The organism is Streptomyces sp. NPDC104226 (genome assembly GCF_055584085.1).
The window spans coordinates 22,345-38,843 of record NZ_JBVJMS010000011.1; the positions used below are offsets into that span (position 1 = coordinate 22,345).

The following is a 16,499-nucleotide window of genomic DNA, read 5'->3' on the forward strand; positions in this document are numbered from 1 at the left end:
CGGGCCGTTCCGTATTTCAGGCTCAGTGTGTCCGCGCTTCCGCGTGTCCGCACTTCCGCGTCCTAGGCGGGTGGCTCCGGCTGACCCACGAGCAGGTTCCAGCGTCCGGAGCGCCCCGTCAGCGTGGTCGCCGACCCAGGGCGTACGTCGAGCCGCCAGAAGGCCGCCGCCGGCAGTTCCAGGGCCCACACCACGGCCGCCCGTACGACGCCCTGCCCGGCCACCACCGCACAGTGCGTCCCCGGCTCCAGCGCGCCCAGGTGTGCGCCGACCCGGGCGACGAGCGACTCCACCGACTCCCCGCCGCCCGGCGGCGCGTACGAGGTGTCGGTCATCCACCGCCGCAGCCCCTCGGGGTCCTCCGCGGCCACCTCGTCCATGGTCCGGCCGGCCCAGGCGCCGTGCTCCTGCCCGCTCAGTCCTTCGTGGCCGGGGCAGGGTTCCGCGTGCGGGAAGCGGGGATGGGGCCCGGACTGCTCCAGAGGCGGAACCACGAGGCGGACTCGTACGGTGGTGGGGTGCACCGTCCGATGGTGCCGGGCTTTCGCACCGCGTTCAACCACCGGCCACCTGCCGGGCGCAGACATGACAATGAACCCGGCGAGCGTCTTCCCACCCAGGGCAAAACCCTTGCAAAGGAAGAACATTGACCCTACGTTCGGCCGCCCGCGCCTCCGTACTCGTGCTCTGCACGGCACTTGCGACATCCTTCGCGCTCCCGGCGCAGGCCTCCTCGATCGCCGCCATCCGGCCCCGGGCCGAGACCGCGCCGCTGTACGACGACGAGGCCGGCGGCGACGCCAACGCGGACGACCCCGCGATCTGGCGCAACGCCGCAGACCCGGGCCGCAGCCTGGTGATCGCCACCGCCAAGCAGGGGGGCCTGCGGGTCTACGACCTGGAGGCCCGGCAGGTGCAGTCGCTGCCCGCCCCGGCCGGACCGGGCGCCGACGACGCACCCGGCCGCTTCAACAACGTCGACCTGGTCACCGGCCTGCGCCTGGGCGGCGCCCGGGCCGACGTCGCGGTGGTCAGCGACCGGGGCAACGACCGGCTGCGGATCTACCGGATCGACCGCAACCGGCCCGGCGGCCCGCTCACCGACGTCACCGACCCGGCGGCGCGCCCGGTCTTCTCCGCCGACCAGGCCGAGATCAACGAGCAGAAGACCGCGTACGGCCTGGCCACCTGGACGGACCGCAGGACCGGCCGGTCCTACGCGGTGGTCAGCCAGCGCAACCGGACCCGGATCGCCCTGCTGGAGCTGGTCGCCACCCCCGCGGGCACGGTCGGCTACCGCCAGGTCCGCACGCTCGACCTGCCGTCCTCCTTCCGCCTGCCGAACGGCGCCGCCTGGACACCCTGCGCCGAGCCGGGCGAGCTGCCGCAGATCGAGGGCATGGTCGTCGATCCCGCGGACGGCACCCTGTACGCGGGGCAGGAGGACGTCGGGATCTGGCGCATCGACGCGGGCCTCTCCGGCACGCCGAAGCTGATCGACAAGGTGCGCGAGTACGGAGTGCCCGGCACCTACGACGAGGCGACCGAGGAGTGCACGCCCGGCGCCGACCCCGGCTACGGCGGCAAGCGCCTGAAGGCCGACGTGGAGGGCCTGACGCTGGTCACCGAAGCCGGCGGCGACGGCTACCTGCTCGCCTCCAGCCAGGGGGACGACACCTTCGTCGCCTACGACCGCGAGCGCGCCGAGCACAACGAGTTCGAGGGCGCCTTCCGCATCACCGCGGCCTCCGCCGCCCTCGACGGCTCCGAGGTCTGCGACGGCGCCGCCGCCCTCAACGCCCCTCTCGGCGCGCGCTACCCCCGCGGCCTGCTCGTCGTCCAGGACGGCCGGGAAACCCCCGGTGACGGCGACCGCGAGGCGACCGGCTTCAAGTTCGTCGACCTGGGCAAGGTGGTCGACGCCATCGGCTGAGGCCGTAGGCTCGCGGCGGCCTCCGGGCCGTCGCGTGGCGCACTTTCGGCCTGGCTTTCGGATTTGTTGCCGAACGGGCTCTTGTCCCCGCCGGAACTCCCAAGGAGGCTGTACAGCCTGCGAGTTGACGTCTCGCGTGCAAGTGACTGAAAGGCTGGTGACGGCGCGGTGACGACGGCGACCCGAGAGCTCGGGGACCACCGAAGACCCCAAGACCGCCGGGAGGCGCCGCGCCGCCCGTATCTGCGTCCGGCGCACCTGCCGGACCGGCAGCAGTGGCGGGAGGTGCGGGAGTGGCGGGGCTGGACGGGCGCCGCGCCGTTCTGGCTCAACGCGGTGATCCTGCTGCTGACCCCCTTCACCGCCGCCCCCCTGCTCGCGCAGATCGGCATCATCGCGGGCCTGACCGCCATGGGCGGCCTGGCCCGCCACCTCTGGTCGGGCGACTACGGCCATGCGGCCATCCACTCCGCCGCCGTGCTGATGGGCGCGGCGGCGGTGACGGTCGTGGTGGTCTGACAGGGGGCTAGCCCCCCGAACGGCCTTACCGGTCACCGGATGTGACGGCCGAGGATGCTCAACCATCCTCGTTCCATGACCACTTACCGCAGCAAGACCGCAATCGTCGCCCTCTGCGCCACGGCCGTGGCGGCCACGCTGACCGGCACCGCCGGCGCCGCGGCCGCCGGCCCGGCGACCTCCGGCGGCGTGACTGCCGCCACCCGGAGCGCCGCACCCGCCCTGGCCTGGACGGCCTGCACCCACCCGGGCCACCTCGACGGCCAGCAGTGCGCGAAGCTGTCCGTCCCCCTCGACTACGCCGACCCGGCCGGCCCGCACGTCGACCTCGCCGTGTCCCGGCTGCCCAGCACCCGTCCCGCCGCCCGGCGCGGGTCGCTGGCCGTGGTTCCCGGCGGACCGGGCGGCTCGGGCGTGCAGCGGCTCTCGCAGAAGGGGGCCGCGCTGGCCGGGCAGATGGACGGCGCGTACGACCTCGTCGCGCTCGACCCGCGCGGGGTCGGCGGCAGCGTCACCGCCGCATGCGGCCTGGACGCCGCCGACCGGCGCCTGACGACCCTGCGCTCCTGGCCCGGCGCCGACGGGGGGATCGCGGAGAACGTCGACCGCTCCCGCAGGGTGGCCGAGGCCTGCGCCGCGAACGGCGGCGCGGTGCTGCGCAGTTTCACCACCGCCAACCAGGCGCGCGACATGGACCGCTTCCGGGAGGCCCTCGGCGAGCGGAAGCTCTCGGTCTGGGCCGTCTCCTACGGGACCTACGTGACGGCGGTGTACGCGCAGAAGTTCCCGCAGCGCACCGACCGCCTGGTGCTGGACAGCAGCGGGGACCCCGATCCGACGCGGGTCGCGCGCGGCTGGCTCGCGAACATGGCGCAGGGCGCCGACGACCGCTTCCCCGACTTCGCGGCCTGGGCGGCGGACCCGGCGCGGGCGGGGGAGGGGCTGCGGCTCGCCGAACGCCCGGACGATGTACGCCCGTTGTTCCTGGAGCTCGCCGCGGAGCTGGACCGGTCGCCGAAGCCCTCGAACGTACCCGGTCTGCCGCTGACGGGCACGATGCTGCGCCAGGCCCTGCAGACCGCCCTCTACGGCGACGCCCAGTTCCCCGCCTTCGCCCGCCTCGTCCGCGAGGCCCGGGACCCCGCGGCGGTCCCGGAGCTGCCCAGGGATCTTGCCGCGGTCCTCCCCGACTCGGACGCGTCGCTGATGGTGGGGGTCATCTGCAACGACGTGGCCTGGCCCGAGGACGTCTCCGGGTACGAGCGGGCCGTGGCCGCGGACCGTGCGGCGCACCCCCTGACGGCCGGGATGCCGGCGAACATCACCCCGTGCTCCTTCTGGAAGGACGCCCCCGCCGAACGCCCCACCCGCATCACCGACCGGGGTCCCTCGAACATCCTGATGGTCCAGAACCTCCGCGACCCCTCGACCCCGTACGCCGCCTCCCTGAAGATGCGCGAAGCCCTCGGCTCGCGCGCCCGGCTGCTCACCGTCGACCACGGCGGCCATGGGGTCTACCTCGGCAACGGCAACGCCTGCTCCGACCGCACGGTCACCGCGTACCTCAGGACGGGGCAGCGTCCGCTCCGGGACTCGGCGTGCGCGTCCTGAAGATCCGGTCCAGGTGGTGGTGCAGCACGGCGACGGCCGACTCGGGGCCCCGCTGGCCGACCAGGATGCTGGTGCCCATGGTCGCCGCCATGGCGAGCAGGCTGATCGCCTCGATGCGCGCGTCGGCGTCCGGGTCGGCCAGGCCGGCTTCCTGGGCCTGGGTGATCAGCCCGGCCACCGCGTTCTCGGCGGCGTCGGGGTTGTCGATGAAGGGCTGGGCGGCGAGGGCCTCGTCGGTCACGGACAGGATCGAGTAGGAGCTGTAGAGGAGGTGGAAGGTGCGGCCCTCCTCGTCCGTCGGCAGGGAGGCCAGCAGCAGCGCCTCGACCGTAGCGCGCGGGCCGGGGGCGGGGCCGGCGGCGGCGAGGCGGGCGCCGACCCGGGCGGTGAAGCGGTCGGTGAGGTGCTGGAGCCCGTAGAAGAGCAGCTTCTCCTTGGTCTGGAAGTAGTACTGCACCAGGCGCAGGGAGACCCCCGCCTCGGCCGCCACGTCGCGCATGCCGACCGCGTGCAGCCCGCGGCGTCCGGCGACGCGGATGAGTGCCTCGGCGATCTGGGTGCGCCGCTCCTCGTGGTCCACGCGTTTCGGCATGTTCTGTGTCTCCGCCCGTCGGTGCCGGTGGGTGAGGGGCCCGCGGCTCGTTTTCATGGTACCGCCGTACCAACATCATGGTACGGTCGTATCACGAAGAACGGATCCCCGGTCCTCCAGGAGGTGCCCCGTGCCCCAGAACAAGCCCCGCCGAGACATCGGCCGCTACGTGAGCGACGAGCTTCGCGACCGCTACTTCGCCGCCTGCGACGCCCTGTACGCGAAGGGAGCGCCCGCCCGCTACGAGACGGACGTCGAGACGAGCTTCGGGACCACGCACGTCTACCGGTACGGACCCGCGAACCCGGCGGCGGAATCCCGTACGCCGGTCGTCCTGATCCACGGGTCGGGCGGCTGCTCGGCCCAGTGGTACCCCAACACCGTCGCCCTCAGCGCCGACCGGCCCGTCTACGCCCTCGACACCCCGGGCGACCCGGGCCGCAGCGTCCAGCGCGAGGTGATGTGGCAGCCCGAGCGCGCCGCCCAGTGGATGGACGAGGCCCTGGACGCGCTCGGCCTGGACCGCGTCCACCTGGTCGGGTCCTCCTACGGCGGCTGGCTCGTCATCAACCAGGTGCACCTGCGCCCCGGCCGGCTCGCCTCGGTCACCGCCCTGGACCCGGGAGGCCTGGAGAAGGTCGGGCTGCGCTTCTTCGTGTGGATCTTCGCCAGCCTCTTCGCGACCTTCGCGCCGAAGTGGATGCGCCCCCGCCTGGCCAAGTGGCTGGAGCAGCCGGTCCTGGTCGTCCCCGAACTGCGCCGGATGATCCAGACGGGCGTCCGGGCCTTCCGGATCAAGCGGCCCGCCCCGCTGCCGCTGTCGGACGCCGAACTGGGCACGGTCCGGACGCCGTTCTATCTGATCATGGGCAAGCGGAGCCTGCTCGTACACCCCAAGCGCCAGCTGGAGCGGGTGCCGCGGGTGATTCCCGGAGCCCGCGCCGAGATCGTCTCCGCGACGGGGCACGGGCCGCAGATCGACCACCCCGAGCTGGTCAACGCGCGGATGCTCAGCTTCTTCGAGGACGTCGACTCCCTCGACTCGCCCGACTCCCTCGACCCGGCCGCGCGCAGGGCCGCGTAGGTCCGCGTAGGTCCGCGTAGCGGAGCCGGAGCCGCTCAGACGGCGGTCCGGAAGCGGAGCCGGTACTCCGTCGGCGTGGTGTCGAGCGTGCGACGGAACGCCCGCACGAGGGTGTCGGCCGTGCCGAACCCGCAGGCGGAGGCGATCCGTTCGAGCGTGGCGTCGGTGGCTTCGAGCTGGCTCCGCGCCAGCTCCACGCGGGCCGACTCCACGTAGGCGGCCGGGGTCATGCCCAGCTCGGACTTGAAGATCCGGGCCAACTGCCGCTCACTGACGTGCGCGTGGGCGGCGATGTCGGCCAGGCTGAGCCGGTCGCCGAGGTGCCGCCCGATGAAGTGCCGCAGGTCCTCGCCGCGCCGCGTCGCGGAGACGGGCTCCAGGGGGACGCTGAACTGGCTCTGCCCGCTCGGCCGCTTCAGGTACATCACGAGCTGCCGGGCCACGCGCAGGGCGACCACCTCGCCGAAGTCCTCGGCCACCAGGGCGAGCGAGAGGTCCAGGCAGGCGCTGATCCCGGCGCCGGTCCACACCTCGCCCTCCCGGATGAAGATCGGGTCGGCGTCCACCTCGACCTCCGGGTGGTCGGCGGCGAGCTGCTGCGCGGTGGACCAGTGGGTGGTGGCCCGCTTGCCGTCGAGCAGCCCGGCCGCGGCCAGCAGATGGGCCCCCACGCAGACGGACGCCACCCGGCGTGAGCGCGCGGCGAGCGTCCGCACCCGGTCCACGACCTCCGGGTCGGTGAGGGCGCGGACCCGGCGCTCGGCGTCCAGCTCGACCGCGCCGGGCACCAGGAGCGTGTCGATGCTCCGCGCGGCGGCCTCGTCGAAGGTCAGGTCCGGCAGGATCCGCACCCCGGCCGAGGTGGTGACGGGGTCGAGCGTCCGTGCGGCCAGGACCACCCGGTAGCCGGCCGCGTCCTGCGTCTCCCGCGGCACCAGGGAGAACACCTCCGGGGGTCCGGTGACGTCCAGCAGGTCGACGCCCTCGAAGAGCACGATCACGATCAGCCGGGCGACGGGCCCCAGGGGCGGGCACTGCGCGTGCTCCGAGCACTGCGCAGGCTCCGAGCGCTCCGCGTACTCCTCGGAACCGATGTCCATCCGGTGTCCACAGCTCTCCATGACGTCTCCGTGGGTGCTTCTCGGTGCGCGCTCGCGAGCGGGTGTGTGCAGCGCTCACATGGAGCGTAAGCGATGATTACGTTCCATGTGAGCGCTGCTACCATCGACGTCATGTCAACGGCCCGAGAGCGCATGCTGGAAGCCACCGAGGAGCTGCTCGCCACCAAGGACGCGGCGGCGATCTCCACCCGGGCCATCTGCGACCGGGCCAAGGTCGGCATGCCCGAGATCTACCGCCAGTTCGGCGACAAGGAAGGGCTGCTCACCGCGGTGGCCGACATCGGCTTCGAGCGCTTCCTCGCCAACAAGCGGCGCAATCCGCAGACCGACGACCCGGTGGCGGACCTGCGTGCGGCCTGGGACAGCCACGTCGCGTTCGCCCTCGGCAACCCCCACCTCTACCGGCTGATGTTCACGCCGTCCGGGACGGCCAGGCCGCAGGCCATCGGGGAGGCGCAGGCCCTGCTCCTGACGGCCGTGGGGCGGTGCCGCGACGCCGGCCGGCTGCGCACGACGCCGGAGCTGGCCGGACAGTCGATCCTCTCGGCGAACGTGGGCGTCTGCCTCATGGCCCTGTCCTTCCCCGAGCTGTACGGGGGCCCGGACGTCTCGGTGTCGGTCCGCGACGCGGTGATCGGCAAGGTCACCGGCGACGAGCGGGAGGACACCAGGATCGGCGCCGCGACCGTCCTCGCCCAGGCTCTGGTCGACACGCTCACCGGGTCGGCGCCGGCGGACGGGGAGCCGTCACCCGCCTGACCTTGCGGCCCTGCCCGCGGTCGGCGATGATCTGGTCTTTCCGTCGGGCGGGGGCGTTGTCGGTGAGCAACTGGGTCTTTCTCGTCGCGCTCGTCGCGCTGGTCGTCCTCTGCGTCTCGCTCGGGATCCACCTCCACGCGCGCCCGCTGCTGAAGCGGGGCGTCCGGCACTCCGCCGTCTGCGTCGACGTGGGCCAGGTCGCGGCGGGTTCGATGATCATGCTGGAGTACACCCCGGTGGGCGCACCCGCACGCCGGTACACCGTGGGCCCGTTCGTCTTCCCGCCGGTGCAGGTCGGCGGCCGGATGGACGTGATCTACGACCCCAGGCGCCCGCAGACGGTGACCCTGCCGGACCGCCTGCCCCGCGGCACGCGCGGGCTGGGCGTCACCAGCATCGTGTCCGGCGCCGTGCTCGCGGGGTGCGTGCTCCGGATCGTGCTCGCCGTACAGGGCTGAGCGGTCCCGGGCCGAGCGGTCCCGGGCCGTGCGGCCCCGGGCCCGAAGGGACGGCCTACGCCCGCTCCCCGCGGGTGAAGCCGTCGACCAGCGCGACGAACTCGTCCTCCTTCTCGAAGAAGGCGACGTGCCCGGCCTCGATCTCGGCGTACGAACTGTGCGCGATCGCGGCGTGCAGCGCGCGGCTGTTCTCCACCGGGACGGTGATGTCCAGGGTGGCGCCGATGACGAGGGTCTCCGCCTCGACGAGCGGCAGCAGCGCGCGGATGTCGATGCGGGTGTCGAGGTCGACGTGGCGCAGGGTGCCGGGGGTGGGGGGCAGGTTCGGGACCAGGAGCTCGACCTGGTCGCGGCCGATCGCGTTGAGGAAGCCCCGGCTGAAGCCGGTCATGGCCACGGCGCGGCCGAAGGCGGCCGGGTCGGAGACGCCGAGCTGCTTCCACAGGGTGAAGATGTTGCGCAGGTACTCGTCCCCGTCGGTGTGGGCCCATCCGGCGACCAGGATCAGCCGGCGCACGAGGTCCGGGCGCAGCGCGGCGACGGCGGCGGACACCGGCGCGCCCATGGAGAAGCCGAGCAGGTCCACCGGCCCGGTGCCCGCGTCCTCGATGACGGCGATGACCTGCGCGGCCAGCCCCTCCACGGTCAGCGGGCCGCCCTCGTCCCGGGTGCGGTCGGTGCCGGAGAGGTCGGGGGTGATCACCGTGTGGCCGGCGGTGAAACGGGGCAGCGTCTGCCCCCAGTTGACGGCCGAGCCGCCCGAGCCGGTGCCGTGCACGAGGACGAGTGCGGGGCCCGTGCCGGTGCGCTCGTAGTAGACCTCGGCGTCGGCGACGCGCACGGTGGCGCTCAGGGTGGTGGCGGTGTCGGCGGGGGCGATGAGGGTGGCGGTGGACATGGCTGCTGTTCCTCCTGGTGGTGGGGCCGCCGGGGGCGTCTTCCCTCCGGCGGGACCAACAGTGCCGTCGGGCCGCGGGCGGCGGGAGAGACCCCGCGAACCTGGGACCGGCGATCCCAGGATGGGCGGCGGCTCCGTCCACGACGTGATCACCGCGTGGGCCGCGCCGTAGGCGTCCGGCAGGATGACCGGCATGATCATCGACCGCCCTGGGCTCGCCGATTTCCTCCGCCGTTCGCGCGACCGGGTGCGCCCGCAGGACGTGGGCCTCACCGCCGGGCCCCGACGGCGTACGCCGGGGCTGCGGCGCGAGGAAGTGGCCCAGCTCGCCGGCATGTCGGCCGACTACTACATCCGGCTGGAGCAGGCCCGCGGCCCCCAGCCCTCACCGCAGATGCTGGCCGCCCTCGCCCGCGCCCTGCGCCTCGACGACGACGCGCGCGACCACCTCCACCTGCTGGCCGGGCACCGCCCGCCCGCGGCGCGGGTCACCGGGGACGAGGTCGGCGCGGGGCTCCTGCACCTGCTGGACCAGTTGCCCGGCATTCCGGCGCAGGTCCTCAGCGACCTGGGCGACGTACTGGCCCAGAACGAGCTGGCCCGCACCCTCCTGGGCGGGGTGTGCACGGTGTCCGAACACGGCCGCAACGTCGTCTGGCGCTGGTTCGCCGATCCGGCCGCGCGGGCCGCGTACCCGGCCGAGGAGCACGAGCAGTACAGCCGCCTCCACGTGGCGGACCTGCGGGCGGCCGTCGGCCGGCGCTCCTCGGACCCGGCCTCCACCCGGCTGGTCGAGCGCCTGCGGGAGGCCAGTGCGGAGTTCGCCGCCCTGTGGGAGCTCCACGAGGTGGCCGTGCGTAGGCACAGCCGCATGCGGGTGATCCATCCGGTCGTAGGACCGGTGGACCTCGACTGCCAGGTGCTCCTCGCCCCGGAGGGCGACCAGCGCCTCGTGTTCCTGACACCCCCGCCCGGAACGGACTCGGCCGACCGGCTGAGCCTCCTCCGGGTCGTCGGCACGGAACAGTTCACGCGGTCCTGAGGCCGTCAGGCCGCGCGGCACAGGTCCGAGGCCGTGGGGGCCGTGCGGTGGGTGCGGACGGTGTGCACGGCGGACGGGGTGGACGGGGTGGACGGGACCGACGTGGCGGCCGCGGTCTTCGAGCGGTGCTGCGCGAAGACGACGAGGCGCAGGACCGCGAACCGTGCGACTCCGGCGAGCGCGGAGGCGGAGAGGTAGACGACCTGTTCGCGTACGGCGCCGGGCGAGGCCTCGAACTGCCGCAGGACGAGTGCGGCCGCGCAGGTCACCCCGTACGCGGCCGCCGCGGATCCGGCCGACTGCGCGTGCTGGCGCCAGGTCGCCCGTCCGCCGGCGCCGAAGGTGAAGCGGGCGTGCAGCTCGGTGGCGAGGAGCGTGGAGGCCACGGTGACCAGGGCGTTGGCCAGGACCCAGGGGATCCAGGAGGCGAGGCCCGCGACGGCGAAGCTGGAGGCCACCCCGACCCCTCCGCCGCAGACCACGAAGCGGGTGAAGGCGGTGAGGGCGCCGGTCGCGGGCCGCTTCCCGCTCTGCACTGTCTCCATGATCCGACCCCTCCGACGGTGACCCCGTGAACGCGTGGGCTGTGGCCGCGCACCCGTCAGGTGCGCCGTAGTGGCGCCATGATGGCACCACTACTAGGCGTTATGGCGTTACGCCTGCCCTGAGTGGCGCCATCGGGATGGTCAGGCGAAGGCGGCGACGGTCAGGGCCAGCGCGGAGCCGGCGAAGACCACGGTGTGGCGGACGTTCTGCAGGACCCGGGTCCAGGAGGGGAACGCGCCCTCCGCGGCCTTGAGGAAGGCGGGGACGTCGACGCGCAGCAGCTCGGAGTCGCCCTTGCGGCGAAACGCGGCCTGCACGGACTTCACGGCGCCGAGCTGGCTCTGCAGGATCAGGACGTTCGCGAGGAGGGCGAGCGTGGAGAAGATCCAGGTCAGGGTGGTGCCGAGCGGGTTGCCGGCCAGGTTGAGGACGGCGGCCGCGAGGCTCGCGGCGGCGAAGGAACCCGGGGCCCACCACTCGTGGCCGCTGGCGTCGAAGCGGAGCTTGTTCTCCTCCAGGACCGCCGGGCGGATCCCCTGGCGCTGCAGCTCGGTGACGGCGGCGGCCTTGGCGACGGCGCCGAAGCGGTGGCGCAGGAGCGGGATCGAGGCGAAGGCGGCGGCGACGAGGATCTGGGCGACGGCGGCGAGCGTGTGCGTGTTCATGGGCTTCTCCCTCTCGGCGGCGTGAGGACTTTTACGTTGTTCAAGTCCCGACAACGAGAACTGTAGGGGGCGACTTGAACGCTGTGCAAGTCCCTTCTTGAACTTTGTGCAAGAGGGGCTTTGATGTCCTATCGTGAGCCCATGCCACGCGACACGCTCACCCGCGAACAGATCGTCCGGACCGCCGTCGAGCTGCTCGACGCCGAAGGCCTGGAAGGCCTCAACATGCGCGCCCTGGGCAAGCGGCTGAACTCGGCCGCCACCGCCGTCTACTGGCACGTCAAGAACAAGGACGACCTGCTCACCCTCGCCGGCGACCAGGTGTGGGACGAGGTCCGGCTGCCCGACCTCGACGCGGTCGACTGGCGCGCCGCCGCCACCGCCATGGCCGGCGACCTGTACGGGATGTTCACCCGGCACCCCTGGCTGGTGCAGGCCTTCGCGACCCACCTCTTCCACGGCGTCGGCAAGGCCCGCCACGACGACCACACGCTCGCCGTCTACGAGAAGGCCGGCTTCGACGGCCCCCGGGCGGACCGGGCCGCCGCGTCCGTCTTCACGTACGTCCTCGGCAACGCGGCCCCGTCCGCCGCCACCACCTCCCTCACCCGCCGGATCGAACGCGAGGGCGGCGATGCCGGGGAGGTCTTCGGCGCCGTCATGCGGCAGGCGACCGAGGCCGCCTCGCAGTTCCCCCGGCTACGGGACCGGATCGAGTCCGCCTCCGCCCCCGACTACGCCGAAGCCCCGGACGACACCTTCGACTTCGGCCTCCAGGCGCTGCTGGACGGCCTGGCGGCCCGAATCCCCGGGACCCCCGCCGCCGTGTGACCGCGGGAGCACGAACCGGCCCCGGCCCTCGTCACCGACTGGTGACCCGCACCGGGACCTGGTGCGAACGGCCTTCGTCTCATTCCGTGTACGGGAGCCAGGCGTTGTCGTTCGCGTTGTACCAGTAGTCGTGGCCGGTGTTCAGGGCGACCGTGCGGAACGGGCGACCGTGGTCGTCGATGCGGGTGGTGCCCTTGCGGTCGCCACTGCTCCAGGCCAGCTCCAGGTACCAGCTGACGTCCTGACCGAGCGTGGCGGCGTCGACGTTCAGCACCTGGGGGTCGGTGGCGGAGACCTTGTACGGGAAGTCGGTCGAGGCCGTGGTCCGCTCGCCCTCCTTGCCGGGTACGGGCCGGGCCCTCGGGGCGGGGTCGTCCAGGTTCACGGCGAAGGAGGCCGGCACCAGTGCGCCGCCGCAACCGGATCCCATGGTGTACGCGTTCCAGCCGGGAGCTTTGCGGCCGCTGACGACGCGGACGTACAGCGCGTGCAGGACCGCGGCCTTGCCCTCGGTGCCCTGGACGGTCAGCTGCATGCGCAGGTGCCCCGCCGGTACGGCGCCCAGGGCCCGGGCCCAGCCTTCGGTGGCCTGCCCGGCGGGCGGCGGGGGGACCGTGCCGGGGGCCTTGTTCAGGGCGAACCACTGGTCGCAGGGGCTGTCCCAGTTGTCGGGCAGGACGTTGACCGTGAACGGGGCGGCGGGGGAGGCCCCCTCCCCGGCGGCGGCCGGTGAGGTGGACGCGGACGGTGCGGAGTCGGACGCGGATGCGGATGCGGACGGTGCCGGGCCGGACGGGGGTGCGGATTCGGTAGCGGGCGGCGTGGGCGCCGACGCCCCGCCGGACGCCAGGGCCGGGCCCGCCGCCGCCCGCTCGCCCGAGGGCGGCTGGACGGCGCCCTGGCGCGAGCCCCCGTGCCCCGTACCTCCCATGGAGGAGACGGCGGCGGCGGTCCCCGCCACCGCGGCGGTGGCCACGGCGGCCGCAAGGGCGAGCAGCACCCGAGACCGCCGCCGGGCCCCCGGCACGGCCCCCCGGGCGGAGCCCGCCCGGGGGCGGCCGCCGCCGACATGCGCGGGGGCCTCCGGCCCTGGCCCCGCGGCGGGTACCGCTGCGGCTGCCGCCTCCGCTGCTGGTGCCGCTATCTCTGCCTCCGCTGTTGGTGCCGGTGCCGGTGCCGCCTCCGCTGCCGTTGCCGCTATCTCTGCCCCCGCCGCTGGTGCCGGTGTCTCTACGGGTGCCGCCGCGGGAGCGGAGCCAGGTGCTGGAGCGGGTGCCTCCGCAGGGGCGGGTCCGGGCTCCGGGGCGGGTGCCGGTGCCTCCGCCGATGCCGAGGCCGGTGTCGCGGCCTTCGCCGCCGCGGGAGCAGGGACAGGTGCCGGGGCGGCTGCCTCCGCAGCGGCAGGCCCGGGCGCCGAGGCGGACCCGGCTGCGGTCGCCGGGCCCGCTGCGGGGCCGCCGGCCCCTGCCTGAGGCCGGACCTCCCCGGCCTGCCCGGCCGCCGAAATCTGCCCGGCCTGCCCGGCCTGCGAAGTCTCCCCGGGCTCCCCGGCCTGCCCGGCCACCACCTCCGCAGGCGCAGTCGGCACCCCCGCCGCGACGTCACCGCCCCGCAGGGTCTCCGCGTTTGCCGCTGCCGGCGCCGTGGCCGGTCCCTCCGTCGTCCCCCGCCGCCGCTCCACCAGCGCCAGCAGCCACTGGTGGTGCAGCGCGAGCAGTTCTTCGGCGGAGGCGCCGCAGACGCGGGCGAACCGCTCCACCGGTGCGTAGTCCGTGGGCACCGCCGCGCCGCTGCAGTAGCGGTGCAGCGTCGAGTTGCTGGAGTGCAGCCGCTTCGCGAGCGTGCCGTAGCTACGCCCCGAGCGCTCCTTGAATCCGCGCATCAGCTCCGCGAACCGCTCCGTCTCCGTGGCCATTCCAGCCTCCCCCTCATCCCGGCTCATCCCGGACGCGCGTTCCAGGCTCACCCGATTGCCCAGGTGAGAGGGGTCGGGAGCGTTCCAGGGTTTCTACTATCCCGGTCCAGCCACCACTGGGACAAAACCCGCCCCACAGTGGCGTCATCAACCCGCCGCTCCGCCGATCGGACCGACGGCCTGATGACGCAGTCGCTACGGAGGGCCCCACCGCGGGCCCCCACCCCACCGCACCGACCGACACGGAGAGTTCCCATGCGCACCTACCGACTCCGCACCGCCGCCCTGGCCACCGTCACCGCCGGCCTCGCTCTGGCCCTGACCGCCTGCGGCGGCTCGGACAGCGCCGGCGGGCCGACCGTGAACCCGGCCGCAACCACGCACACGGACCAGCAGGCCCCGGCCGGCACCGCGACCCCGTCCGGGGACGGCGCCTCCGCCGCCCCTTCCGACGGCAAGGCCACGGGAAACGGCGCGGCCACCGTCACCCCGGCGAAGGCCGGTCCGGCCGGCAAGAACAAGGGCACGGGCGACACCACCGGTGACGCCTACGCCTACGGCCACCCCTGCTCGGCGCGCAACCTGACCGTCAAGGTCACGTCCCCGGCGGGCACTCCGGCCACCGTCCGCATCATCACCGTGACGAACAACGGCTCCACCTCCTGCGGCCTGGACTACTTCCCCACCGTCGGCTTCAGCGCCAAGGGCAGCGCGCTCGGTCTCCAGGCCACCGCCCCCGGCGGCCTGGGCGGCGCCCCGGCGTACCCGGTACGGCCCGGCGCGACCGCGTACGCGGCCGTGAACCTCAACCCGTCGGGTGCCAACGGCCCCGTGGCCGACGAGCTCAACGTCCTGGCGGACGCGGAGCACATGGCGAACGCGGACGGCGTCAGCCTCCGGCTGGCCAAGCCGGGCAGCGTGGCCGCCCCGAAGGTCGGCCTGTACCGCGCCAGCACCCGTGACGCACTGACCGCGTTCTGAACGCACCTCCGGGGCCGGGCACCGGTCTCCCTGGGTCTGCCAGTACCAGGCCCGGCCCCGAGCCACCCCCTGGTCTCACGGGCATGGGCATGGACGACGGCGTAGGCATCAGCGGGCAGGCGCACCTGCGGGACCTGACCCGCCCGGCGCGGGCCGGCCGCCGGACTGCTCGTCGCCTGCACCGTCGTACCCGGCTCCCCGACGGCTGCGCGGCTTGCCCGCCTGAGCGTGGGTCAGACGACCTTGCTCAGCTTCTTCCATTCGTCATAGGAGATGCTCCAGTCGGCGTACCCGTTGCCGGGGCCGTCGACGTTCTTGATGGCTTCCCGGCCCTTGATCGTGAGGAGGTCGCCGAGGACGGTGTTGTCGAAGAGCCACTTCGCGTCGGCCGGGGTCATGCCGATGCAGCCGGCGCTGTGGTTGGTGTTGCCGACGTACTTCTGCGCCTCCGGAACCCCTTCGTGCATGTAGGCGCCGGTGTCGGTCACCCGCATGCCCCAGTTGACCACCACGTCGTAGTCCACCGGCCCGCCCACGGACGCGGAGGTCATGTGCACCTTGGGTTCCTGGGACTTGAGGGCGTACGTGCCCAGCCGGGACTGGCGGCCCTTGACGGGCTGCCCGCCGGACATGGGGAGGGACTTCACCACCTTGCCGTCGCGCTCGACGATGAGGCGGTGCGTGTCGAGGTCGGCGGTCAGCTGCTGGTCACGGCCGATCTTGAACGTGCGGTCCAGGTCCCGGTCGAAGTGCGCGCCGCCGGGGTCGACCGTGGTGAGCGTGCCCTTGACCGTGACGTCCGTACCGGGCTTCCAGGGGTCCTTGGGGCGCCAGTCCAGGCGGTCGCGGCCCGAGGGCGTGGTCACCCAGCCCCAGGAACCCTCGGTCGGGGTCGACGCGGTGACCGTCAGAGCCTTCTCCACCGCGGCCTTGTCCTTCACCGGCTTCTCGAACTCCAGGGACACCGGCTGCCCGGTGCCCACCGTCTTCCCCGCCGCCGGAATCAGGTCGAAGTCCAGCAGGGCTCCGGTGGTCACCTTCGGCGGAACGGCCGGCTCCGGCGCAGCGGCGTGCACGCCCGCCACGTCGGCGGACGCCTTCGCGTCGTCCGCCCGCACCGCGTCCCCGCCGGAGCCGCAGGCGGTGAGCAGCAACAGCCCCGTGGCGACGGCGAACAGCGGGGCCGTGGAGGGACGGGGGCGGACACGGCGGACACGCATCATGGTGGACGGCTCTTCTCTGCAAAGGACTGATACAGCCGTGAGGACGGCTGTCGGAGGCCGTCCGGTTCTTATCTGCTTATGACCGTTGTGTGACGAACGGCAGTCCCGTAAATGCGTTGACGCCCTCCGAAGGCGCCCTGTTAGCCTGACGCCGTCGTTCTGATTCCTTCTGGGCCCGTGTGCCCTGGAAAAGGGTGTTTGATGTCCCGGCCCGCGCCGAGTGCGCCTCGCCACACCGCGTAACCGTCCGCAGCTTCCCGCCGCCCGTTTCCCCGGGCTGCTCCCGGACGTGTCCTCCGGTGCTCTGACCTGCCCGTGCGC

General features: G+C 73.5%; 17 protein-coding genes. 9 read left to right on the forward strand and 8 right to left on the reverse strand.

The genetic code is table 11. The annotated features are described in order from the left end of the window. Nucleotides 1–62 precede the first annotated feature (62 nt). Nucleotides 63–524 carry a histidine phosphatase family protein gene (locus tag ACZ60J_RS30640; protein WP_469686821.1) on the reverse strand — a complete coding sequence of 154 codons (462 nt, stop codon included), beginning with the start codon at nucleotides 522–524 and terminating at the stop codon, nucleotides 63–65. A 122-nt stretch (nucleotides 525–646) separates the two neighbouring features. On the opposite strand from ACZ60J_RS30640, the gene ACZ60J_RS30645 reads away from it, so the two are divergent. From ACZ60J_RS30645 to ACZ60J_RS30655, 3 genes are all read left to right on the forward strand, one after another. Next, on the forward strand, nucleotides 647–1,933 hold the full coding sequence (locus ACZ60J_RS30645) for a phytase (protein ID WP_469686823.1): 1,287 nt from the start codon (nucleotides 647–649) through the stop codon (nucleotides 1,931–1,933). A 168-nt stretch (nucleotides 1,934–2,101) separates the two neighbouring features. Next, nucleotides 2,102–2,452, forward strand: a complete 351-nt coding sequence (locus tag ACZ60J_RS30650) for a hypothetical protein (RefSeq protein WP_469686825.1) — start codon at nucleotides 2,102–2,104, stop codon at nucleotides 2,450–2,452. Nucleotides 2,453–2,527: 75 nt separating this feature from the next. Beyond that, complete coding sequence (locus tag ACZ60J_RS30655; protein WP_469686826.1) at nucleotides 2,528–4,063, forward strand: alpha/beta hydrolase; 1,536 nt, start codon at nucleotides 2,528–2,530, stop codon at nucleotides 4,061–4,063. Here ACZ60J_RS30655 and ACZ60J_RS30660 read toward each other — a convergent pair. Beyond that, a complete protein-coding gene (locus ACZ60J_RS30660; RefSeq protein WP_469686827.1) occupies nucleotides 4,017–4,655 on the reverse strand; it encodes a TetR/AcrR family transcriptional regulator in 639 nt (212 codons plus the stop codon). The genes ACZ60J_RS30655 and ACZ60J_RS30660 overlap by 47 nt on opposite strands. 130 nt (nucleotides 4,656–4,785) lie before the next feature. Between ACZ60J_RS30660 and ACZ60J_RS30665 the strand changes: the two genes are divergently transcribed. Further along, entirely contained in the window at nucleotides 4,786–5,739 is a 954-nt protein-coding gene (locus ACZ60J_RS30665) for an alpha/beta fold hydrolase (protein WP_469686828.1), read from the forward strand. Nucleotides 5,740–5,774: 35 nt separating this feature from the next. Here the strand turns inward: ACZ60J_RS30665 and ACZ60J_RS30670 are convergent, their stop codons facing one another. After that, nucleotides 5,775–6,764 (reverse strand): GlxA family transcriptional regulator, encoded by a 990-nt coding sequence (locus ACZ60J_RS30670; RefSeq protein ID WP_469687269.1) that lies wholly within the window; start codon nucleotides 6,762–6,764, stop codon nucleotides 5,775–5,777. A 207-nt stretch (nucleotides 6,765–6,971) separates the two neighbouring features. On the opposite strand from ACZ60J_RS30670, the gene ACZ60J_RS30675 reads away from it, so the two are divergent. Both ACZ60J_RS30675 and ACZ60J_RS30680 read left to right on the forward strand, forming a co-directional pair. Continuing rightward, entirely contained in the window at nucleotides 6,972–7,619 is a 648-nt protein-coding gene (locus tag ACZ60J_RS30675; protein WP_469686829.1) for a TetR/AcrR family transcriptional regulator, read from the forward strand. Nucleotides 7,620–7,681: 62 nt separating this feature from the next. Next, complete coding sequence (locus ACZ60J_RS30680; RefSeq protein WP_469686831.1) at nucleotides 7,682–8,077, forward strand: hypothetical protein; 396 nt, start codon at nucleotides 7,682–7,684, stop codon at nucleotides 8,075–8,077. 55 nt (nucleotides 8,078–8,132) lie between these two features. Here the strand turns inward: ACZ60J_RS30680 and ACZ60J_RS30685 are convergent, their stop codons facing one another. Further along, the gene (locus ACZ60J_RS30685) at nucleotides 8,133–8,975 is read right to left on the reverse strand and encodes an alpha/beta fold hydrolase (protein WP_469686833.1); all 843 of its coding nucleotides are present in this window, start codon (nucleotides 8,973–8,975) and stop codon (nucleotides 8,133–8,135) included. 184 nt (nucleotides 8,976–9,159) lie between these two features. Here ACZ60J_RS30685 and ACZ60J_RS30690 point away from each other — a divergent pair, with 184 nt between their 5' ends. Then, complete coding sequence (locus ACZ60J_RS30690; protein WP_469686835.1) at nucleotides 9,160–10,017, forward strand: helix-turn-helix transcriptional regulator; 858 nt, start codon at nucleotides 9,160–9,162, stop codon at nucleotides 10,015–10,017. Nucleotides 10,018–10,022: 5 nt separating this feature from the next. Here ACZ60J_RS30690 and ACZ60J_RS30695 read toward each other — a convergent pair whose 3' ends face one another. Together ACZ60J_RS30695 and ACZ60J_RS30700 are read right to left on the reverse strand one after the other, a co-directional pair. Next, the gene (locus ACZ60J_RS30695) at nucleotides 10,023–10,562 is read right to left on the reverse strand and encodes a GtrA domain-containing protein (protein WP_469686837.1); all 540 of its coding nucleotides are present in this window, start codon (nucleotides 10,560–10,562) and stop codon (nucleotides 10,023–10,025) included. A gap of 141 nt (nucleotides 10,563–10,703) precedes the next feature. Next, nucleotides 10,704–11,228, reverse strand: a complete 525-nt coding sequence (locus ACZ60J_RS30700; RefSeq protein ID WP_469686839.1) for a hypothetical protein — start codon at nucleotides 11,226–11,228, stop codon at nucleotides 10,704–10,706. A gap of 141 nt (nucleotides 11,229–11,369) precedes the next feature. Here ACZ60J_RS30700 and ACZ60J_RS30705 point away from each other — a divergent pair, with 141 nt between their 5' ends. Further along, a complete protein-coding gene (locus ACZ60J_RS30705) occupies nucleotides 11,370–12,059 on the forward strand; it encodes a TetR/AcrR family transcriptional regulator C-terminal domain-containing protein (protein ID WP_469686841.1) in 690 nt (229 codons plus the stop codon). 79 nt (nucleotides 12,060–12,138) lie between these two features. On the opposite strand, the gene ACZ60J_RS30710 is transcribed toward ACZ60J_RS30705, so the two are convergent. After that, nucleotides 12,139–13,974 carry a helix-turn-helix domain-containing protein gene (locus tag ACZ60J_RS30710; protein ID WP_469686843.1) on the reverse strand — a complete coding sequence of 612 codons (1,836 nt, stop codon included), beginning with the start codon at nucleotides 13,972–13,974 and terminating at the stop codon, nucleotides 12,139–12,141. 255 nt (nucleotides 13,975–14,229) lie between these two features. Here ACZ60J_RS30710 and ACZ60J_RS30715 point away from each other — a divergent pair, with 255 nt between their 5' ends. Then, nucleotides 14,230–14,955: a DUF4232 domain-containing protein gene (locus tag ACZ60J_RS30715; protein WP_469686845.1), complete on the forward strand. Its 726-nt coding sequence runs from the start codon at nucleotides 14,230–14,232 to the stop codon at nucleotides 14,953–14,955. A gap of 233 nt (nucleotides 14,956–15,188) precedes the next feature. On the opposite strand, the gene ACZ60J_RS30720 is transcribed toward ACZ60J_RS30715, so the two are convergent. Beyond that, nucleotides 15,189–16,178 carry a L,D-transpeptidase gene (locus ACZ60J_RS30720; RefSeq protein ID WP_469686847.1) on the reverse strand — a complete coding sequence of 330 codons (990 nt, stop codon included), beginning with the start codon at nucleotides 16,176–16,178 and terminating at the stop codon, nucleotides 15,189–15,191. Nucleotides 16,179–16,499 lie beyond the last annotated feature (321 nt).